Source organism: Streptomyces sp. NPDC000134 (assembly GCF_042899225.1).
Classification (GTDB): Bacteria; Actinomycetota; Actinomycetes; order Streptomycetales; family Streptomycetaceae; genus Streptomyces.
Genome location: NZ_JBIAZN010000010.1, coordinates 185,999 through 206,254 on the forward strand (window position 1 = coordinate 185,999; position 20,256 = coordinate 206,254).

Below are 20,256 nucleotides of genomic sequence, written 5' to 3' on the forward strand. Positions count from 1 at the left end.
TCCCCCTCCGCACGGGGGACCGCCCGATCGTCGCCTGCCGCCCTTTTTCCCCGGAAGGAATCCCGCACCGTGCGAAGAACGCGCATCCTCACGGCCGTGCTCGCGCTGACGGCCGGTCTGCTCGGGGGCGCCACCCCCGCCCTGGCCGCCGCCCCCGACGACACCGAGGTGTCGGTCGCCGCGGACAGCTACACCTGGAAGAACGCCCGGATCGACGGGGGCGGCTTCGTCCCCGGCATCGTCTTCAACCGCTCGGAGAAGGACCTGGCCTACGCCCGCACCGACATCGGCGGCGCCTACCGCTGGCAGGAGTCGACGAAGACCTGGACGCCGCTGCTCGACCACGTCGGCTGGGACGACTGGGGACACACCGGGGTGGCGAGCATCGCCACCGACGCCGTCGACCCGGACCGGGTGTACGCGGCGGTCGGCACGTACACCAACGACTGGGACCCGGGCAACGGAGCGGTACTGCGCTCGGCCGACCGGGGCGCCACCTGGAAGAAGACGGACCTGCCGTTCAAGCTGGGCGGCAACATGCCCGGCCGGGGCATGGGCGAGCGGCTGGCCATCGACCCGCACGACAACGACGTGCTGTACCTCGGCGCGCCCAGCGGCAAGGGCCTGTGGCGGTCGACCGACGCGGGCGTCACCTGGAAGCAGGTCACCGCCTTCCCCAACCCCGGCAACTACGCGCAGGACCCCGGCGACTCCAGCGGCTACTCCTCCGACAACCAGGGCATCGCCTGGGTCACCTTCGACGAGTCCACCGGCACCCCGGGCAGCGCCACGAAGACGATCTACGTCGGGGTGGCCGACAAGGACAACGCCGTCTACCGCTCGACGGACGCGGGCGCCACCTGGCAGCGCGTGCCGGGCCAGCCCACGGGCTACCTGGCCCACAAGGGCGTGCTGGACGCCGAGAACGGCTACCTCTACCTGGCCTACAGCGACACGGGCGGCCCCTACGACGGCGGCAAGGGCAGGCTGTACCGGTACGCGACGAAGACCGGGCAGTGGACGGACATCAGCCCGGTCGCCGAGGCCGACACCTTCTTCGGCTTCAGCGGGCTGAGCGTCGACCGGCAGCACCCGGGCACGGTGATGGCGACGGCGTACAGCTCCTGGTGGCCGGACACCCAGATCTTCCGCTCCAAGGACAGCGGCGGCACCTGGACCAAGGCGTGGGACTACACCTCGTATCCCGACCGGGAGAACCGCTACACCATGGACGTCTCGTCCTCCCCGTGGCTGACCTGGGGCGCCAACCCCGCGCCGCCCGAGCAGACACCGAAGCTGGGGTGGATGACGGAGGCGCTGGAGATCGACCCGTTCGACTCGGACCGGATGATGTACGGGACGGGCGCGACGATCTACGGCACGGAGAACCTGACCAACTGGGACAGCGGCGCCAAGTTCACCGTGAAGCCGATGGTCCAGGGCCTGGAGGAGACGGCCGTCAACGACCTCGTCTCGCCCCCGTCGGGCGCCCCGCTGCTCAGCGCGCTCGGTGACGTGGGCGGCTTCCGGCACACCGACCTCACCAAGGTCCCGGCGATGATGTTCACCTCCCCCAACTTCACCACCAGCACCAGCCTGGACTTCGCCGAGACCAAGCCGGACGTCGTGGTCCGGTCGGGCAACGCCGACTCCGGGCCGCACGTGGCGTTCTCCACGGACAACGGCGCCAACTGGTTCGCCGGGACCGACCCCTCGGGGGTGACCGGCGGCGGCACGGTCGCGGCGGCGGCCGACGGCAGCCGGTTCGTGTGGAGCCCGGACGGCACCGGTGTGCGGTACACGACGGGCTTCGGCACCTCCTGGTCGGCGTCGAGCGGCATCCCGGCCGGCGCGGTCGTCGAGTCCGACCGGGTCGACCCGAAGACCTTCTACGGCTTCAAGTCCGGGAAGTTCTACGTCAGCACGGACGGCGGCGCCACCTTCACGGCGTCCCCCGCGACCGGGCTGCCCGGCGGCGACAGTGTCCGCTTCAAGGCGCTGCCCGGCGCCAAGGGCGACATCTGGCTGGCCGGCGGCGAGGCGGGCGGCGCCTACGGCCTGTGGCACTCCACGGACGGCGGGACCACCTTCAAGAAGCTGGCGAACGTCGACGAGGCCGACACCATCGGCTTCGGCAAGGCGGCACCGGGCGCCTCGTACCAGACCCTCTACACCAGCGCGAAGATCGGCGGGGTGCGCGGCATCTTCCGCTCCACCGACCAGGGCGCGACCTGGACCCGGATCAACGACGACGCCCACCAGTGGGGCTGGACCGGCGCCGCCATCACCGGCGACCCGCGGGTCTACGGCCGGGTGTACGTCTCGACCAACGGGCGGGGTGTCGTCTACGGCGACACCGCGGGCGGCGGCACGGACCCGGGCCCCGGCCCGGAGCCGACGGGTGCCTGCGCGGTGACGTACAAGGTCACCAACCAGTGGCCGGGCGGCTTCCAGGCGGACGTACGGCTGACCAACACCGGGACCGCCACCTGGCCGAACTGGTCGCTGAGCTGGGCGTTCCCCGACGGGCAGAAGGTGACTGCGGCGTGGAACGCCGAGTACGGCCAGTCGGGCGCGACGGTGACGGCGAAGAACGTGGGCTGGAACGCCACCGTGGCGCCCGGCTCCTCGGTGAGCTTCGGCTTCACCGGTGACTGGAAGGGGAGCAACGGCAGACCGGCCGCCTTCAAGCTGGGCGACCGGACCTGCGCGGTGAGCTGAGAGGACACGCGGTGGGGGCGGGCGGGCCCGCCCCCACCGGCTTTCACGGGGTGTAGACCGCCGGGCGCGGGGCCGCCGGCATCTTGTCACCCAGGTAGAAGCTCGGGTGCGGCGGCTGGTTGTAGCCGCTGTTCTGCCAGGACAGGCCCGTGCGGTACATGGTGTCGTGCAGCAGGGTGGTGATCCGGGTGCCCGTCTCGTACGGCGTCGAGTAGATCCGCAGGTTCCTGTTGTCGCTGGTGCGCCAGACGACCTCCTCGCGCCAGTCGCCGAGGATGTCGCCCGACAGGGCCGGGGTCGCCTTGGTGCCGTTGTTGGAGGCGACGCCCGAGCCGGTCAGCAGCCTGGTGTCGGACGAGGTGCCGTACTTGTCGATCTTCGTGCCGTCGAGGAGTTCGCGGACGGGGTCGCCGTCCCACCAGGACAGGAAGTTGGCGGAGGACGGTTCGCGGCCCTTGGTGGCGCCGGCCTCGTCGCGGACCGAGGTGTCGGAGGCGGACCAGACCTCGGCGCCGTCGTTGCCCGCCCAGATGTCCCCGGCGACGCCCCGGCCGTTGTCGCAGCAGGCGGCGAGCTTCCAGCGGACGCTGCCGTTCGCGGGGTTCAGGTACAGCTCGGCGGGCTGGGAGGCGGACTCGGAGACCTTGAAGTACTCCAGCCCCGGTGTGGACGGGTCGAGGTCGGCCAGGTGCTGGGCGTCGCCGTGGCCGGTCCGCGCGGTCCACAGGCCGCTGCCGTTGTCGTCGACGGCCATCGCCCCGTAGACGATCTCGTCCTTGCCGTCGTTGTCGACGTCGCCGACGGACAGGCTGTGCGAGCCCTGGCCGTCGTAGCCCTTGCCGGCGTTGGTGGAGGAGTTGGTGTCGAAGGTCCAGCGGCGGGTGAAGGCACCGCCGCGCCAGTCCCAGGCGGCGATGACGGACCGCGTGTAGTAGCCGCGGGCCATGATCAGGGAGGGGCGGGCGCCGTCCAGGTAGGCGGTGCCGGCCAGGAAGCGGTCGACGCGGTTGCCGTAGGAGTCGCCCCAGGAGGAGACGGTGCCCCGGGCCGGCACGTAGTCGACGGTGCCCATGGCCTTGCCGGTCTGCCCGTTGAACATGGTCAGGTACTCGGGCCCGGACAGGACGTAGCCGCTGGAGTTGCGGTGGTCGGCGGAGGCGTTGCCGATGACCGCGCCGGTGCCGTCGACCGTGCCGTCGGCGGTCTTCATGGCGACCTCGGCCTTGCCGTCGCCGTCGTAGTCGTACGCCTGGAACTGGGTGTAGTGGGCGCCCGAGCGGATGTTGCGGCCGAGGTCGATCCGCCACAGCCGGGTGCCGTCGAGTCTGATGCCGTCGACGACGGTGTTGCCGGTGTACCCGGACTGGGAGTTGTCCTTGGCGTTGGTGGGCTGCCACTTCAGGACGAAGTCGAGGGCGCCGTCGCCGTCGAGGTCCGCGACGGAGGCGTCGTTGGCCTCGTAGGTGTAGGCGACGCCGTCGGGGGTGGTGCCGCCGGCGGGCGGGGAGAGGGGGACGTCCTTGTAGCCGGCGCGGAACTGGATCGCGTGCACCGAGTCGGCCTGTTCGACGCCGCCCACGACGGCGCGGACGGTGTAGTCGGCGGAGTTCGGGGCGCCGGAGTGGAAGTAGTTGGTGGAGCCGGTGACCGGCGTGGAGTTGACCTTGGTGCCGGCCCGGTAGACGTTGAAGGAGACGTTGTCGGGGTCGGTGGCCAGCCAGCGCCAACTGATCAGGTTGCCGGTGCCGGTGTACACGCTGACCACGCCCCGGTCGAGCTTCTCCACCTGCCGGGCGGTGGCCGCCTCGGCGGTGTCGGGGGTGAGGGTCAGCGCGGTGCCGGCCAGGGCGGCGGCGACAGCGAGGGCCGGGATCGAGACCCGGCGTCCACGGTGCCGGTGCGGGTGTCTCATGGGGGGCCTCCTGGGAGGACGGAAGGATTCCGACTACCCGTCGCCGCCGGGGGCCCGGAGGTTGCCGCCCCGCCCGCCCGGGTTTCCTCAGGGTTTGCGGAACGCCCGCAGGGCGAACACCGGGTCCGGGCGGGGCCGGTCCTGGTCGGGGAGGGCCGCGAGCCGGGCGGCGAAGAGGTCGGCCAGCGGGGTGCCGGGCGGCAGCGTCATGAACCAGCCGCGCCGCAGGTCCGCGATGGTCCGCCGGGGACTGCGGCCCTGCCCGTGGCCGGTGAAGCGGGCCCGGCCCGCCGGGAGCAGGCCGTGCTCGCGGGCGTACGCCTCGACGGCCCGGCCGGTGTCCGGGGGCAGGCTCGGCGGCCGGGCGGCGAGCACGGCGTCGATGTCGCTGCCGACGTTGTGCGCGGCGCCCTTGTCGACGGTGGTGACGTACACCCCGCCGGGGCGCAGCATCCGGGCGCACTCGCCGACCACGGTCCGCGCGGCGTCGGGGCTGCCGACCAGGTGCAGCAGCCAGACGCTGCTGACCGCGTCGAACACCCCGTCGGCGAACGGCAGCCGGCGGCTGTCGGCCCGCACCACCCGGCCGGGCAGCTTGCCGGCGGCGCGGCGCAGCATGGCGGGGGCGAGGTCCACGCCGGTCACCCGCAGCCCCGAGCGGGCGGCGGCCAGTCGCCGGGTGACGATGCCGGTGCCGCAGCCCACGTCGAGCAGGGCGCGGACGTGTGCCGGGAGCAGGCCGAGGACCGCCGCGGCGGCGGCCTCGGCGCGGGGCTCGCCGCCCCGCAGGGCGTCGTACCGCTCGGCTTCCTGGTCGTAGTCCAGCACGGCGCTCACTGCGCCCCGTGACCGGCGGCCAGTTCCTCCACCCGGCGGGCCAGCTCCAGGTCCTTGCCGGTGACGGCGCCGCCCGCGCTGTGGGTGTGCACGCTCAGCGACACGGTGTCGTAGCCGAGGGTCAGGTCGGAGTGGTGGTCGAGTTCGTCCTGGACCTGGGCGATGTGCACGACCATCGCGGTGGCCGCGGAGTGCGAGGCGAGCCGGTAGGAACGGGTGATCCGGTCGCCGTCGAGCGACCAGCCCGGCAGCGCGGCGAGCCGCTCCTCGATCTCTTCGCGCGGCAGCGGTCGGACGGTCATGGGCGCGCTCCTCACCTCACGGGTTCCGGGTCCCCTCAGCCTGCCACAGCCCGGCCGCCGGGGGGCTGGTCAGCACACCGGCACCTGCCGGTTCCGGCGGTTCGTCGACTACCGTTCCCGGTATGACCGTTTCCCCCTCCCCCGCCGCCGTCGCCGTCACCGACCGGGGTGTGGGCCCGCTGCTGCGGGCCTGGCGGGAGCGGCGCCGGGTCAGCCAGTTGGAGCTGGCGCTGCGCGCCGACTCCTCCGCCCGGCACATCAGCTTCATCGAGACGGGCCGCTCCCGGCCGAGCGAGGAGATGGTGCTGCGGCTCGCCGGACACCTGGAGGTGCCCGTCCGGGAGCGCAACGCGCTGCTGCTGGCGGCCGGTTACGCCCCGCGCTACCCGGAGACCCCGCTGGACGACCCGGCGCTGGACGCCCTGCGCGCGGGCATGGAGCGGCTGATCCGGGGCTACGAGCCCTACCCGGCGCTGGTGGTAGACGCCACGTACCAGGTGCTGGCCGCCAACCGGGGTGTGCTGATGCTGATGGAGGGCCTGGCGGAGCACCTGCTGGAGCCGCCGGTCAACGCGATCCGGCTGACCCTGCACCCCGAGGGCCTCGCCCCGCGCATCCGCAATCTGCGCGAGTGGCGCGGGCATCTGCTGGCCCAGATGGAACGGCAGATCGCCCTGCACCGCTCGGAGCGGCTGCGGGCGCTGTACGAGGAGGTGGCCGGGTACCCGGTCCCGGCGGACGCGCCCGGCGCGGAGCCGGACGAGCCGGTGCCGTACTTCGCGCTGCCGATGCGGATCGAGCACGAGGGGCACACCCTGTCGTTCATCTCGTCCATCTCCACGTTCAACACGCCGATGGACGTGACCGTCGCCGAGCTGGCCATCGAGACGCTGCTCCCGGCCGACCCGGCGACGGTGAAGTACCTTCAGACGCTCATGCCCTGACGCTGTCTCAGGGCCAGGTGCTGGAGCAGGGCGAAGCCGGCCACGACGAGGGCCTGGAGGACCGTCCAGACGGCGCCGGCCGTGGTGGGCTCCAGCCACAGGGCGAGGGCGGCGACGCTCACCGCGGCCCAGGCGAGGTTGGCCTCCACCACCGCCCGCACCCCGGGCGCCGGCGGCCTGCGGCGGGCGGCGAGCAGGGCGACGGCCCCGGCGTAGAGGGCGAGGAAGGCGCCGAGGGCCAGCAGCGTGCGGGAGCCGGCGCCGAGGAAGCGGCCCAGCGGGCCGGACAGGGCGAGGTAGGCGAGCGCGTTGGCGCCGGTCACGGCGGCGTCCAGGGCGAGGAACCGGCGGAGCATCGCCTCGGGCTCGGCGGTGCGGGCGAGCGCGGCGATGTGGGTCGTGGTCATGGGAAGTCACCCTCCGGGGCGTCGGGTCCGGTACGTGCTCCACTCTCCCGGCCGGGCGGTCGGCGGTCGATTACCCGCCGGGTAATGCCGCCGGTCCGCGCTGTGATCGTGGGGCGGAACATGACAGACTTCCGCCATGCCTGAACGGGTCGGGGAGGCGGGGCGTTGAGCGAGCGGCGGGCCGCGCCCACCGTCGGCCAGGTGGTGCTGGGCAGACGGCTGCGGGAGTTACGGGAGACCGCCGGCCTCACCCGGGAGCAGGCGGCGAGGGTCCTGCGGGTGGCCCCGGCGACCGTCCGGCGGATGGAGACCGCCGAGGTCGCCCTGAAGATCCCCTACCTCCAGCTCCTGCTGACCGCGTACGGGGTGCCGGAGGGCGAGGTGGCGGCGTTCGTCTCGCTCGCGGAGGAGGCGAACCGGCCGGGCTGGTGGCAGCGCTACCACGACGTGCTGCCGGACTGGTTCAGCCTGTACGTGAGCCTGGAGGGCGCCGCCCGGATCATCCGCTCCTACGAGCCGCACTTCGTGCCGGGCCTGCTCCAGACGGAGGAGTACGCGCGGGCCGTGCTGGCCGCCGGGACCGTCGGCACCGTCGGCGCGGAGGCGGTCGAGCGGCACGTGGCGCTGCGCAAGGAACGGCAGGGGCTGCTGGAGCGGCCCGACCCGCCCCACCTGTGGGTGGTCATGGACGAGACGGTGCTGCGCCGCCCGGTGAGCATCGACGGCTCGGTGATGCGCGAACAGCTCGACAAGCTGCTGGAGTTCGCCGCCCGGGACCGGGTGACTTTGCAGATCGCCGAATTCGCGGACGGCCCGCACCCGGGGACGTACGCGCCGTTCACCCTGTTCCGCTTCGCCGAACCGGAGCTGCCGGACCTGGTCGTCACCGAGTACCTGACCGGCGCCCTCTACCTGGACTCGCGCACCGAGGTCTCCGCGCACCTGGAGGTCCTGGACCACATGACGGCGCTGGCCGCCTCCACGCGGCGCACCGCGCAGATCCTGCGGGAGTGCCGCGAGAGCTACTGACCCGGTCCGTCCGCGCCACCGCACGCCGACCCGAGGAGAGCACCGAGCATGACCCGAACCGACGCCGTGCCGCCCGTCGACACCAGCCGGCCGCACCCCGCCCGTGTCTACGACTGGTGGCTGGGCGGCAAGGACAACTACCCGGTGGACGAGGAGCTGGCCCGCCAGATCCTCGCCGCCGACGAGACGGCGGTGCGCGGGGCGCGGGCCAACCGCCGGTTCATGCACCGGGCGGTCCGCACGGTGGCCGAGGCGGGCGTCCGGCAGTTCCTCGACATCGGCACCGGCATCCCCACCGAGCCGAACCTGCACCAGGTCGCGCAGGGCGTGGCCGCCGGGTCCCGGGTGGTGTACGCGGACAACGACCCGATCGTGCTGCGGCACGCCGAGGCGCTGCTGCACGGCTCCGCCGAGGGCCGCACCGACTACGTGCACGCCGACGCCCGCGACCCGGAGACGATCCTGCGTCTGGCGGGCGGGTCGCTGGACCTCGGCCGGCCGGTCGCGCTGTCCCTGGTGGCGCTCACGCACTACCTGGACGACGACGCGTACGGGCTGGTGAAGCGGTACGTCGACGCGCTCGCCCCCGGCAGTCACCTGATCCTGTCGCAGGTCACCCCGGACCTGAACCCGGAGGCGGTGGCGAAGGCCGCCGCGCTGTTCGCCCGGGGCGGCACCCCGTTCTTCCCGCGTGCGCTGGCCGAGTTCGCGCGGTTCTTCGACGGGCTGGAGCTGCTGGGCCCCGGGGTGATCCCGGTGACCGGGTGGCGTCCGGAGGCGGAGGACGTGGCCGCGCAGGCGGAGGGCATCGTGCCGGTGTACGCCGGGGTGGCGCGCAAGCCCTGACCCGTACGGGCGCCGTGAACGGGTGCGCTCCCGCGCCCGCCCCTAGGTTCGAGGAGCCGGGGCCAGCAAGGGAGCGCATGTGACGGACACACGGACACCGCCCGCCGAGCCGGGAGCGGCGCTGCTGCGCGCGGGCCGCTTCCTGCGGCCGGGCACGGCCGCGCCCGACCTGCACAGCATCGGGCTGGTCGGCGGGCGGGAATCGGACGCCTTCTACCGGGAGCGGTGGAGCCACGACAAGGTGGTCAACTCCACGCACGGCGTGAACTGCACCGGTTCGTGCCGCTGGCAGGTGTACGTCAAGGACGGCATCATCACCTGGGAGGCGCAGGCGACGGACTATCCGTCGGTCGGCCCGGACCGTCCCGAGTACGAGCCGCGCGGCTGCCCGCGCGGGGCCGCGTTCTCCTGGTACACGTACTCCCCCACCCGGGTGCGACACCCGTACGTGCGCGGGGTGCTGCTGGAGATGTACCGGGAGGCGAAGGCCCGGCTCGGCGACCCGGTGCTGGCCTGGGCGGACCTCCAGGGCGACCCGGAGCGGCGGCGCCGCTACCAGCGGGCGCGCGGCAAGGGCGGGCTGGTCCGGGCGGACTGGGACGAGATGGTGGAGCTGATCGCCGCCGCCCATGTGCACACCATCCGTACGCACGGCCCGGACCGGATCGCCGGGTTCTCGCCGATCCCGGCCATGTCGATGGTGTCGCACGCGGCGGGCGCCCGCTTCCACTCCCTGATCGGCGCCCCGATGCTGTCGTTCTACGACTGGTACGCCGATCTGCCGGTGGCCTCGCCGCAGGTGTTCGGCGACCAGACGGACGTACCGGAGTCGGGCGACTGGTGGGACGCCCAGTATCTGATCATGTGGGGGACGAATCTGCCGGTGACCCGGACGCCGGACGCGCACTGGATGGCGGAGGCCCGTTACCGGGGGCAGAAGGTCGTGGTCGTGGCGCCGGACTACGCCGACAACGCCAAGTTCGCCGACCAGTGGCTGCATCCGCACCCGGGCACGGACGGGGCGCTGGCGCTGGCCATGGGGCACGTGGTGCTGAAGGAGTTCTTCGTCGACCGGGAGACGCCCTTCTTCACGGACTACGTACGGCGCTTCACCGATCTGCCGTTCCTGGTGACGCTCACCGAGCGGGACGGGGCGTACGTGCCCGCGAAGTTCCTGCGCGCCGCCGACCTCGGGCAGGGCGGCGAGGACGCGCTGTGGAAGACGGTGGTGCTGGACGAGGAGACGGGCCGGGCCGTGGTCCCCAACGGCTCGCTCGGCTTCCGCTGGAACGAGGCGGACCAGGGCCGCTGGAACCTCGATCTCGGGGACGTGCGCCCCCGGCTCAGCCTGGGCGGTCACGGGGCCGCGACGGGCGTCGAGGTGCTGCTGCCCCGCTTCGACACCGACGGCGGCCCGCACGGGCAGGGCCGCGGGGACGTGGTCCGGCGCGGGGTGCCCGCGACCCGTCTGGGCGGACCGGACGGCCCGCTGGTGACGACGGTGTTCGACCTGCTGCTGGCCCAGTACGGCGTCGGCCGCCCCGCGCTGCCGGGCGACTGGCCGGCCTCCTACGAGGACGCCGCCGCGCCCGGCACCCCCGCCTGGCAGGAGACCCACACCTCGGTCCCGGCGGCGGCCTGCGTGCGCGTCGCCCGGGAGTTCGCGCGGACCGCCGAGCGGTCCGGGGGCCGCTGCATGATCCTGATGGGCGCGGGCACCAACCACTGGTTCCACTCCGAGACGATCTACCGCACCTTCCTCGCGCTGCTCCAGCTCACCGGCTGCCAGGGCCGCAACGGCGGCGGCTGGGCGCACTACGTGGGCCAGGAGAAGTGCCGCCCGCTGACCGGCTGGGCCTCCCTCGCCGGCGCCCTGGACTGGTCGCGCCCGCCCCGGCAGATGATCGGCACCGCGTACTGGTTCCTCAACACCGACCAGTGGCGCTACGACCGGTTCGGCGCCGACGTCCTCGCCTCACCGCTGGCCGGGGGCGCCCTGGCGGGGATGACCGCCGCCGACTGCCTCGCCCTGTCGGCCCGCTCGGGGTGGATGCCGTCGTACCCGACCTTCGACCGCAACCCCCTGGAGCTGGGCGAGGCGTTCGGCGACCCGGTGGCCAGGGCGGTGGCCGAACTGCGCGCGGGGACGCTGAGGTTCGCCTGCGAGGACCCCGACGCGCCCGAGAACTGGCCGCGGATCGTGACGCTGTGGCGGTCCAACCTGCTGGGCTCCTCGGCCAAGGGCGCCGAGTACTTCACCAAGCACCTGCTCGGCACCCACTCCTCGCTGCGGGCCGAACAGGCGGCGCCCGGGGAGCGGCCCCGGGACGTCGTCTGGCGGGACGAGGCGCCGGAGGGGAAGGTCGACCTGCTGCTGTCGCTGGACTTCCGGCACACCTCCTCCACCCTGCTGTCCGACGTGGTGCTGCCGGCCGCGACCTGGTACGAGAAGCACGACCTGTCCAGCACGGACATGCACCCCTTCGTGCACGCCTTCTCGCCGGCCGTGGACCCGCCCTGGCAGGCCCGCACCGACTTCGACACCTTCAAGGCGCTCGCCGACAAGCTCAGCGAACTCGCCGTCACCCATCTGGGCGTCCGCAAGGACCTGGTCGCCTCCGCGCTCCAGCACGACACCCCCGCCGAGACCGCGCAGCCGGGCGGCGTGGTCCGGGACTGGCGGCGCGGCGAGTGCGAGCCGGAGCCGGGGCGGACCATGCCCGCGCTGGCCGTCGTGGAACGGGACTACACGGCGATCGGCGCGAAGTTCGCCGCGCTGGGTCCGCTCGTGGAGGCCAAGGGCCTGCCCGCCAAGGGCATCGCCCTGCGCCCGGACGAGGAGGCGGAGAAGCTGCGGCACCTGAACGGCACGGTACGCGGCGGCCCCGCCGACGGGCGCCCCGCGCTGGACACGGCGGTGAAGGCGGCGAACACCATCCTCACGCTGTCCGGCACCACCAACGGCCGCCTCGCCGTCCAGGGCTTCCGCACCCTGGAGAAGAAGACGGGGCAGCCGATGGCCCACCTGGCCGCCGAGCACGAGGGCAAGCGGATCGGCTACGCCGACACCCAGGCTGCGCCGGTGCCGGTGATCACCTCGCCGGAGTGGTCGGGCAGCGAGACCGGCGGGCGCCGCTACGCGCCGTTCACCCTGAACACCGAGCACCTCAAGCCCTGGCACACCCTCACCGGCCGGCAGCACTTCTTCCTCGACCACGACTGGATGCACGAGCTGGGCGAGGCGCTCCCCGTCTACCGGCCGCCGCTGGACATGAACCGGCTGTTCGGCGAGCCCCGGCTCGGCCCGGACGGCACCCGCGAGGTGACCGTCCGCTACCTCACCCCGCACAACAAGTGGTCGATCCACTCCGAGTACCAGGACAACCTGTTCATGCTCTCCCTCTCCCGGGGCGGCCAGGTGATCTGGATGGCCCCGCAGGACGCCGACGCGATCGGGGTGGCCGACGGCGACTGGATCGAGGCGGTCAACCGCAACGGGGTCGTGGTGGCCCGCGCGATCGTCTCGCACCGGATGCCGGCCGGCACCGTCTACATGCACCACGCGCAGGAACGCACCGTCAACGTGCCGCTGGCGGAGACCACCGGGATGCGCGGCGGCGTGCACAACTCCCTGACCCGTCTGCTCCTCAAACCCACCCATCTGGTCGGCGGCTACGCCCAGTTGTCCTGGGCGTTCAACTACCTCGGCCCGACCGGCAATCAGCGCGACGAGGTCACGGTGATCCGCCGCCGGAGCCAGGAGGTGACGTACTGATGCGTCCGATGGCCCAGATCGCCATGGTGATGAACCTCGACAAGTGCATCGGCTGCCACACCTGTTCGGTCACCTGCAAACAGGCGTGGACCAACCGCCGGGGCATGGAGTACGTCTGGTTCAACAACGTCGAGACCCGCCCCGGCCAGGGCTACCCCCGCCGCTACGAGGACCAGGACAAGTGGCGCGGCGGCTGGGAGCTGAACAGGCGCGGCGCCCTGCGGCTCAAGGCGGGCGGCCGGCTGAAGAAGCTCGCCGGGATCTTCTCCAACCCGAAGCTGCCGGAGATCAAGGACTACTACGAGCCCTGGACGTACGACTACAAGAACCTGACCGACGCCCCGCTCGGCGGCGACTACCCGGTGGCCCGGCCCGTCTCCCAGCTCGACGGCAAGCCCATGAAGATCACCTGGTCGTCGAACTGGGACGACAACCTCGGCGGCGCCCCCGCCTACGGCGACCTCGACCCCATGGTGGAACGCACCCGCCGGCAGGTCTCCGACAAGGTGAAGTTCGCCTTCGAGGAGAGCTTCATGTTCTATCTGCCGCGCATCTGCGAGCACTGCCTCAACCCCTCGTGCGTGGCCTCCTGCCCGTCCGGGGCGATGTACAAGCGGTCCGAGGACGGCGTCGTCCTGGTCGACCAGGACCGCTGCCGGGGCTGGCGGATGTGCGTGACCGGCTGCCCGTACAAGAAGGTGTACTTCAACCACCGCACCGGCAAGGCCGAGAAGTGCACCTTCTGCTACCCGCGGATCGAGGCCGGCCAGCCCACCGTCTGCTCGGAGACCTGCGTGGGCCGGCTGCGCTATCTGGGCGTGCTGCTCTACGACGCCGACAAGGTGGCGGCCGCCGCCGCGGTCCCGGACGAACGGGACCTGTACCGGGCGCAACTGGACGTGTTCCTCGACCCGGAGGACCCCGCGGTGCGGCGGGCCGCCGAGGCGGCGGGCATCCCGTACGACTGGCTGGAGGCGGCGCGGCGCTCGCCCGTGCACGCCCTGGTCAGCCGGTACCGGGTGGCGCTGCCGCTGCATCCGGAGTACCGGACCATGCCGATGGTCTGGTACATCCCGCCGCTGTCGCCGGTGGTGGACGCGCTGACCGGGACCGGGCACGACGGGGAGGACGCGGGCAACCTGTTCGGCGCCATCGACACCCTGCGCATCCCGCTGGAGTACCTGGCGGAGCTGTTCGCGGCCGGGGACACCGCTCCGGTGCGGGCCTCGCTGGAGAAGCTCGCCGCGATGCGCGCCCACATGCGGGCCGTCACCCTCGGCGAGGACCCCGACCCGGAGGTCCCGGCCGCCGTCGGCATGACGCCGGAGGCGGTCGAGGACATGTACCGGCTGCTGGCCATCGCCAAGTACGAGGAGCGGTACGTCATCCCGACGGCCGCCGTCGGGGACGCGCACCGGCTGGAGGCGTCCGCGCTGCCGGACACCTGCGCGGTGGACGGCGACGGACCGTTCGGACAGGACTCGGGACGCAAGCGGCTGCCGCTGGTGCCGGTGGAGAACTTCCACAAGCTGCGCCGGCGGCAGACCGCCGACGACCAGGAGGAGGTCTGATGCCCGGCTTCGAGGTGCTGTACCAGGCGGCGGCGCTCTGTCTGACCTACCCGGACGACGGCTTCCGGGCCCGGCTGCCGCTGCTGCGCGAGGCGGCGCCGCCGCTGCGGGAGTTCACCGACCACGCGGCCCGCACGCCACCGGGGGACCTCCAGGCGCACTACGTGGAGGTCTTCGACTTCAAGAACCGGCACAGCCTGTACCTGAGCTGGTGGAGCGACGGCGACACCCGGCGGCGCGGCATGTCCCTGGTCCGCTTCAAGGAGCTGTACCGCGCCCACGGCCTGGAGTGCACCGGCGAGGAACTCCCCGACTTCCTCCCGGCCGTGCTGGAGTTCACCTCCCGCTCCGGGGAGACGGGCCTGCTCGTCGAGTACCGCGACGCCCTGGAGCAGCTCCGCTCCCGGCTCACCGCGTACGGCACGCCCTACGCCCGCGTGCTGGACGCGGTGTGCGCCACCCTGCCGCCCGCGACCGCCGGAGCCCGCCGATGACCGCCTTCCTCTGGGGCGTCCTGCCCTACCTCGCCTTCCTGTCGCTGGTCGCCGGGCTGGTCTGGCGGCACCGCTACGACCGGTTCGGCTGGACCTCCCGGTCCTCCCAGGTGTACGAGTCGAAACTGCTGAACATCGCCTCGCCGGTGTTCCACTACGGCATCCTGTTCGTCCTCGTCGGCCATCTGATCGGCCTGTTCGTGCCCGAGTCGTGGACGTCCGCGGTCGGTGTGAACGAGCGGGCCTACCACCTGTTCTCGCTGATCGGCGGCACGGCGGCCGGGGCGCTGACGGTCGCCGGGATCGCCGCCCTGGTCTACCGGCGCCGCACCAACGCCCCCGTGTTCAAGGCGACGACCGCCAACGACAAGGTGATGTACGTCTTCCTGCTGGCCGCGATCGTCCTCGGCATGGTGGCCAAGCTCGCCCACTCCACCGGCACCGGCTACGACTACCGGACCACCATCGCGCCCTGGTCGCGCAGCCTGTTCCGGCTCGGCCCGGACACGGCCCTGATGACGGGCGTGCCGGTGCTGTACCAGGTGCACGCGGTCGTCGGCATGGTGCTGATCGCGCTGGTGCCGTACACGCGGCTGGTGCACATGTTCAGCGCGCCGGTGCAGTACCTGGTCCGGCCGTACGTCGTCTACCGCTCGCGCGACCCCCGGCGACTGGGGCCGCGTCCGGACCGGCCGGGCTGGGAGCGGGCGGGTCTGTGACCGCCCCCTGCCCGGCCGGTGCTCAGGCGAGCTTGGCCGAGAGCGTGATGGTGGTGCCGGTCAGGGCCTGGCTCACCGGGCAGTTCTTCTTGGCGTCCTCGGCGGCGGCGACGAACGCGTCGTCGTCGAGGCCGTCGACGGTGCCCTCCACGGTGAGGTGGATGCCGGTGATGCCCTCACCCGGCTGGAAGGTGACGTCGGCCGAGGTGACCAGCTTGGTGGGCGGGGTGCCCGCGTTGGCCAGACCGTTCGACAGCGCCATGGAGAAGCAGCTTGAGTGGGCGGCGGCGATCAGCTCCTCGGGGCTGGTCCGGCCGTTCGCCTGCTCGGCGCGCGACGGCCACGACACCTGCTGCTCGCCGATGCCGGACGAGTCGAAGGTGACGACACCGTTGCCCTGGAGCAGGTTGCCTTCCCAGACGGTGTGTGCGGAGCGCGTGGTTGCCACGGCGGTTCCTTTCGCAGTTACGGATTCCTCGGCTCCCTATCCGATCACACTCCGGCCCGCTCCACGGGGAACGGGGGTTCACCGGTGGCTGAACGGCTCCGGCGGTTGCGGCGGCCCGCCATCACCGCGTACACCAGCACGCCCGCGAAGAGGAACAGCACGCCCTGGTAGACGGCCGCGTAACCGGCCCCGGCGACCAGCCACAGCGAGAAGGCCGCCGCCACCGCCGCGACCACGGCGTCCCGCACCAGCCGTCCCCGGTCGACCAGTTCGGCGCGGCCGGACAGCAGGTGGAACAACTGGGCGGCGGTGGCCAGCAGATAGGGCACGGTCGCGGTGAACGTGGTGACCAGCACCAGGATCTCGAAGACCTTCGCCGAGCCGGACGTGTAGTTGTAGACGGTGAGCAGCGAGGCCAGCACCACGGTGACGCCGACGCCGACCGTGGGCACCCCGCGCCGCCTGCGGGCGAACGCGGCCGGGAACAGCCCGTCGCGGGCGGCGGCGTAGGGGGTCTGGGCGCTCAGCAGCGTCCAGCCGTTGAGGCAGCCGGTCATGGACACCAGCGCGGCCAGCGCCACCGCCCAGCCGCCCCAGGAGCCGCCGAACATGGCGTTCACGGCGTCCGAGAAGGGGGCGGTGGAGTGGACCAGCCGGTCGTGGGGGACGGTGCCGAAGACGGAGAGGGTGCCCAGCAGATAGACCAGGGCGGCGCCCGCGGTGCCGATGACGGTGGCGCGGCCGACGGTGCGCCGGGGGTCCTTGACCTCGCCGGCGCTGACGGCGGCGGACTCCACGCCGAGGTAGGAGAAGAGCAGGATCGCGGCGGAGGCGGAGACCGCGCCGACGGTGCCGCCGCCGGAGGCGTCGAACGGGCCGAGGTTGCCTGCGTCGAAGAAGAACAGGCCGCCGACGGCGACCAGCAGCAGCGGCGCGAACTTCAGCACGGTGGAGACCATCTGGACGGCGCCCACGTACCGGGTGCCGGCGAAGTTGGAGAGCGCGGGCAGCCACTGCAGGGCGAGGGCGGCCAGGCAGGCGGTCCAGCGGTGGTCGTTCACCGGGACCAGGACGTCGAGGTAGCCGACGGCGGCGACGGCGAGGGCCGCGTTGGAGACCCAGGTGGTGATCCAGTACGCCCAGGCGGCGAGGAACCCGGCGAAGTCGCCGAACGCCTCGCGGGCGTAGACGTAGGGGCCGCCGGTGCGCGGGTCGCGGGCGGCGAGCCGGCCGAAGACCAGGGCGAGGGCGATCGCGCCGACGGTGAGCACGCCGAAGGCGAGCAGGCTGACGGTGCCGAACGGGGCGACGGAGGCCGGGAGCAGGAAGATGCCGCCGCCGATGATGTTGCCCATGACCAGGGCGGTGGCCACGGGCAGCCCGAACCGGCGGGCGTGCCGGCCGGGGTCGCCGGCGGGGGCCGGAGCCGACGGGGGGACGGTCCCGGGGACGTGCATGGGGTGGTGCGCCTCTCTTCGAACTGCTGCCCGGGATCGCCGGGCCGCCGACCATGGTCGGACATGGCCGTACACCCCGCCAAATCAGGCGCTTTTGTCCTGTACGACCCCGTCGGGCACCGCAAAAGGTGCGGGTTCGCGGACCGTGAGCCGTGGATCGTCCAGCGGCACCTGGGGGCCGTCGGACTCCCGCAGCCAGCGCCGCAGCACCTGGTGCACCCGCTCGGCGCCGACCAGTTCCGTCCCTTCGGAGACCGGCGGGGAGAAGTCCGTCGGTGACAGCAGGAACGCCTTGGACTGGGCGCCGCCGAGCCCGCCGTGCGAGCCGATCTGCTCCTCGAAGGCGAGGACCTCGCCGTCGGCCGGGTCGTGGAAGGAGTTGACCATGATGTCGGCGGTGTGCGGGAAGGAGTGGGTGCGGCGCACCGCGTCGGCGGCACCGGGTCCGAAGGGGGCCAGCGGGCCGGGGTCCTCGTCGAGGCGGTCCAGGGGTGTCTCCGCGCCTCGCGCGCCGAGCACCAGGCCGCCGTGCCGCTCGCTGCGCACCAGCAGGAAGCCGATGCCGGGGTGGTTGGCGAGGGTGGTGAGCAGCGCGGGGTGGCGGGCGTCGATCTCCTCCCGGCTCATCCGGTGCGGGACGTCCGGGAAGGAGACCAGGCCCAGGTTGCCGGAGGCCAGGACCAGCGGCTCGGCGCCGCGGGTCGCGGGGCGGTGCTGCCCGGCGCCCTCCTCCACGGGCCGGCCCATCGCCGCGCGGACGGTGTTGCGGGCCTCGGCGCCGCTGCGGGTGCGGCGCGCCCGGCGCGGCACGGGCAGCCCGCAGCCCGCCCGGACCAGGTCGGCCAGGGTCAGGCCGTAGCGGGCCTGGAAGGTCTCGCCGGGGCTCTGGCCGTGGTCGGAGAGGACCACGATCCGGTACGGGCGGGGGGCGTGCTCGGCGGCCTTCTCGATCAGCGCCAGCGACCGGTCCAGGCGTCGCAGGACCTGCTCGGCGTCCCGGCCGAGCGGCCCGGAGTGGTGCGCCACCTCGTCGTAGGCGACCAGGTCGGCGTAGACGGCGGTGCGGCCGGCCAGCATGTCGCCCATCACGGCGGCGACCACGACGTCCCGCTCGACGACGGTGGCGAAGGCGCGGACGAACGGGTAGAGGCCGCCGCGCGAGACCCGGGGGCGGACCTTGCGGAAGCGGGCCCGGGTGGACTGGCCGATCTCGCGGCCGACCTCGGCGACGAAGGACAGGGCGGTGCGCACCGCGTTGGCCGGGTCGCAGAAGTAGGCGAAGTACCCGGCGCGGGAGCGGGTCTCGCGGCTGCGGCGGCGCACGGCGATGGAGAGCACCAGGGCCTGTTCGTCGGCGCCGCCGCTGAACAGGTTGCCGCGGCTGGCGCCGTCGAAGGTGAGCAGCCCGCCGTCGCCGGTGCGCTCGACGGCGCGGCGCTGGAGCTCGGCGGCGCTGGAGGGGCGGTTGCAGACCATCACCTCCCGGCTGTCCTTCTCGTACCAGCGGAACGCCGGGACGTCGAAGGTGCTGCCGTGCAGGATGCCGAGCTGGCTGGCGCCGGTCTGGCTGGACCAGTCGGTGCGCCAGGGGGTCAGGCGGTGGCTGGCGGGCTCCGGGCCGGCCCCCGTCCAGCGGGCCACGGTGGGCATCAGGCCCTTGTCGGCGGCGGCCCGCAGCACGTCGTGGCCGACGCCGTCCAACTGCACGAAGACGGTGCCGGGGCCGGGCGGGCAGGGCGGCCCGGAGCCGCGGCGGCGGTCGGCCAGGCGGGAGAGCCGGCGGCGGTAGGCGTCGTCGTCGCGGACCGCGAGGGCGGCGCCGGTGGCGGAGGCGACGGCGGACATCACGGCGGCGACGACCACCGCGGTCTCCGGGGCGGCGGCGCCGTGCGCGGAGGGGTTGACGCGGAGCGCGACCAGCAGCAGCGCGCCGTTGAGGAAGAACACCAGCAGCCCGAGGACCAGGGCCGGGACCAGCAGCAGCAGCCGGACCAGCAGCGGCCACACCAGCGCCGACAGCAGGCCGAAGGCGCCGGCGCCGAACGCGGCGGTGACCGCGATCCGGGTGGCGCTGTCGCCGTCGGGGGACTGGAGCTGGAAGTCCGGCAGCAGGCCGGCGAGCACCAGCATGGTGACCGTGGAGACCGCCCACACCGCGACGCTCCGGCCGATCTGGCGGGCGACCCGCCGCCAACGCCCTCCACCCACGCTTCGCACACCTCACGTCCCGGGCCCGCCCTCGGCGCGGACCCCCACCACCCTGCCACAACGCCCGGGACCTGCTGTTCGTCCCCCCTCGGAGGCGGGGGTCAGCGGCCGTCGTAGCCGGCCGTCGGCATGGACAGGCGGCGGTGCACGCACGCCTTCATCCAGGCGTCGTAGCGGGGTTCCGCGTGGCCGACGGTCTCCACCCGGACCCCGCGCCGGGCGCACTCGGCGGTGAAGCCGTCCACGGAGGCGAGGGCGCTGCGAAGGACCCGGAGGCTGGGCGCGACGAACAGGTCGCGTCCCGGGCGGACCCCGTCCCACAGGGCGTCGTGGTCCGGGCGCAATCCGCTCACCAGCAGTTCCCGGGTGACGACGTAGCCCTGCTCGGCGGCCCAGCGGGCGCACATGGCGTGCTGGCTGCGGGAGTCCACCAGGAAGGGATCGGCGTCCAGTTCCTCCAGCGGCGTCAGACTCGCGATCGCCGTCACCCTCACCGGTCCCATGGCGTCCCCCTCTCACCTCCGGTTTTCGCCGCCGACCCTACTCCTGGACGTAGGCTGCGGGGAGTCGCGCGAAGGAGGCAAAG

16 protein-coding genes are annotated in these 20,256 nt (G+C 73.2%); 8 read left to right on the forward strand and 8 right to left on the reverse strand.

Annotation, left to right across the window (positions count from 1 at the left end; genetic code table 11):
• Positions 1-69: 69 nt before the first annotated feature.
• Positions 70-2,721: a cellulose binding domain-containing protein gene (locus ACFY32_RS17225; RefSeq protein WP_390674597.1), complete on the forward strand. Its 2,652-nt coding sequence runs from the start codon at positions 70-72 to the stop codon at positions 2,719-2,721.
• A gap of 43 nt (positions 2,722-2,764) precedes the next feature.
• Here the strand turns inward: ACFY32_RS17225 and ACFY32_RS17230 are convergent, their stop codons facing one another.
• The 3 genes from ACFY32_RS17230 to ACFY32_RS17240 form a co-directional block, all read right to left on the reverse strand.
• Complete coding sequence (locus ACFY32_RS17230) at positions 2,765-4,633, reverse strand: rhamnogalacturonan lyase (RefSeq protein WP_359197021.1); 1,869 nt, start codon at positions 4,631-4,633, stop codon at positions 2,765-2,767.
• Positions 4,634-4,720: 87 nt separating this feature from the next.
• Positions 4,721-5,461 (reverse strand): methyltransferase domain-containing protein, encoded by a 741-nt coding sequence (locus ACFY32_RS17235; RefSeq protein WP_359197330.1) that lies wholly within the window; start codon positions 5,459-5,461, stop codon positions 4,721-4,723.
• 5 nt (positions 5,462-5,466) lie between these two features.
• Positions 5,467-5,772: a 4a-hydroxytetrahydrobiopterin dehydratase gene (locus ACFY32_RS17240; protein ID WP_359197024.1), complete on the reverse strand. Its 306-nt coding sequence runs from the start codon at positions 5,770-5,772 to the stop codon at positions 5,467-5,469.
• 122 nt (positions 5,773-5,894) lie between these two features.
• On the opposite strand from ACFY32_RS17240, the gene ACFY32_RS17245 reads away from it, so the two are divergent.
• Complete coding sequence (locus ACFY32_RS17245; RefSeq protein ID WP_359197026.1) at positions 5,895-6,716, forward strand: helix-turn-helix transcriptional regulator; 822 nt, start codon at positions 5,895-5,897, stop codon at positions 6,714-6,716.
• Here ACFY32_RS17245 and ACFY32_RS17250 read toward each other — a convergent pair.
• A complete protein-coding gene (locus ACFY32_RS17250; protein ID WP_359197029.1) occupies positions 6,698-7,123 on the reverse strand; it encodes a hypothetical protein in 426 nt (141 codons plus the stop codon). The two genes, ACFY32_RS17245 and ACFY32_RS17250, sit on opposite strands and share 19 nt — an antisense overlap.
• A 165-nt stretch (positions 7,124-7,288) precedes the next feature.
• Between ACFY32_RS17250 and ACFY32_RS17255 the strand changes: the two genes are divergently transcribed.
• The 6 genes from ACFY32_RS17255 to narI all read left to right on the forward strand — a co-directional run bounded on the left by ACFY32_RS17255 (position 7,289) and on the right by narI (position 15,557).
• Positions 7,289-8,152 (forward strand): helix-turn-helix transcriptional regulator, encoded by an 864-nt coding sequence (locus ACFY32_RS17255; protein ID WP_359197032.1) that lies wholly within the window; start codon positions 7,289-7,291, stop codon positions 8,150-8,152.
• 48 nt (positions 8,153-8,200) lie between these two features.
• Positions 8,201-8,998, forward strand: coding sequence for an SAM-dependent methyltransferase (locus ACFY32_RS17260; protein ID WP_390674598.1), 798 nt, complete (start codon positions 8,201-8,203; stop codon positions 8,996-8,998).
• Positions 8,999-9,077: 79 nt separating this feature from the next.
• A complete protein-coding gene (locus ACFY32_RS17265) occupies positions 9,078-12,773 on the forward strand; it encodes a nitrate reductase subunit alpha (RefSeq protein WP_390674599.1) in 3,696 nt (1,231 codons plus the stop codon).
• Positions 12,773-14,344 carry a nitrate reductase subunit beta gene (gene narH / locus ACFY32_RS17270; protein ID WP_390674600.1) on the forward strand — a complete coding sequence of 524 codons (1,572 nt, stop codon included), beginning with the start codon at positions 12,773-12,775 and terminating at the stop codon, positions 14,342-14,344. Before ACFY32_RS17265 ends, narH begins: the two co-directional genes overlap by 1 nt.
• Positions 14,344-14,838 carry a nitrate reductase molybdenum cofactor assembly chaperone gene (gene narJ / locus ACFY32_RS17275; RefSeq protein ID WP_390674601.1) on the forward strand — a complete coding sequence of 165 codons (495 nt, stop codon included), beginning with the start codon at positions 14,344-14,346 and terminating at the stop codon, positions 14,836-14,838. The genes narH and narJ overlap by 1 nt, the downstream gene beginning before the upstream one ends.
• Positions 14,835-15,557 carry a respiratory nitrate reductase subunit gamma gene (gene narI / locus ACFY32_RS17280; RefSeq protein WP_390674602.1) on the forward strand — a complete coding sequence of 241 codons (723 nt, stop codon included), beginning with the start codon at positions 14,835-14,837 and terminating at the stop codon, positions 15,555-15,557. The genes narJ and narI overlap by 4 nt, the downstream gene beginning before the upstream one ends.
• 22 nt (positions 15,558-15,579) lie before the next feature.
• Here the strand turns inward: narI and ACFY32_RS17285 are convergent, their stop codons facing one another.
• From ACFY32_RS17285 to ACFY32_RS17300, 4 genes are all read right to left on the reverse strand, one after another.
• Complete coding sequence (locus ACFY32_RS17285; protein ID WP_359197049.1) at positions 15,580-16,005, reverse strand: OsmC family protein; 426 nt, start codon at positions 16,003-16,005, stop codon at positions 15,580-15,582.
• Between the two features lie 44 nt (positions 16,006-16,049).
• On the reverse strand, positions 16,050-17,462 hold the full coding sequence (locus ACFY32_RS17290) for an amino acid permease (RefSeq protein WP_359197052.1): 1,413 nt from the start codon (positions 17,460-17,462) through the stop codon (positions 16,050-16,052).
• 84 nt (positions 17,463-17,546) lie between these two features.
• Complete coding sequence (locus tag ACFY32_RS17295; RefSeq protein WP_359197055.1) at positions 17,547-19,670, reverse strand: phage holin family protein; 2,124 nt, start codon at positions 19,668-19,670, stop codon at positions 17,547-17,549.
• Between the two features lie 101 nt (positions 19,671-19,771).
• Positions 19,772-20,173 carry a hypothetical protein gene (locus ACFY32_RS17300; protein WP_359197057.1) on the reverse strand — a complete coding sequence of 134 codons (402 nt, stop codon included), beginning with the start codon at positions 20,171-20,173 and terminating at the stop codon, positions 19,772-19,774.
• Positions 20,174-20,256 lie beyond the last annotated feature (83 nt).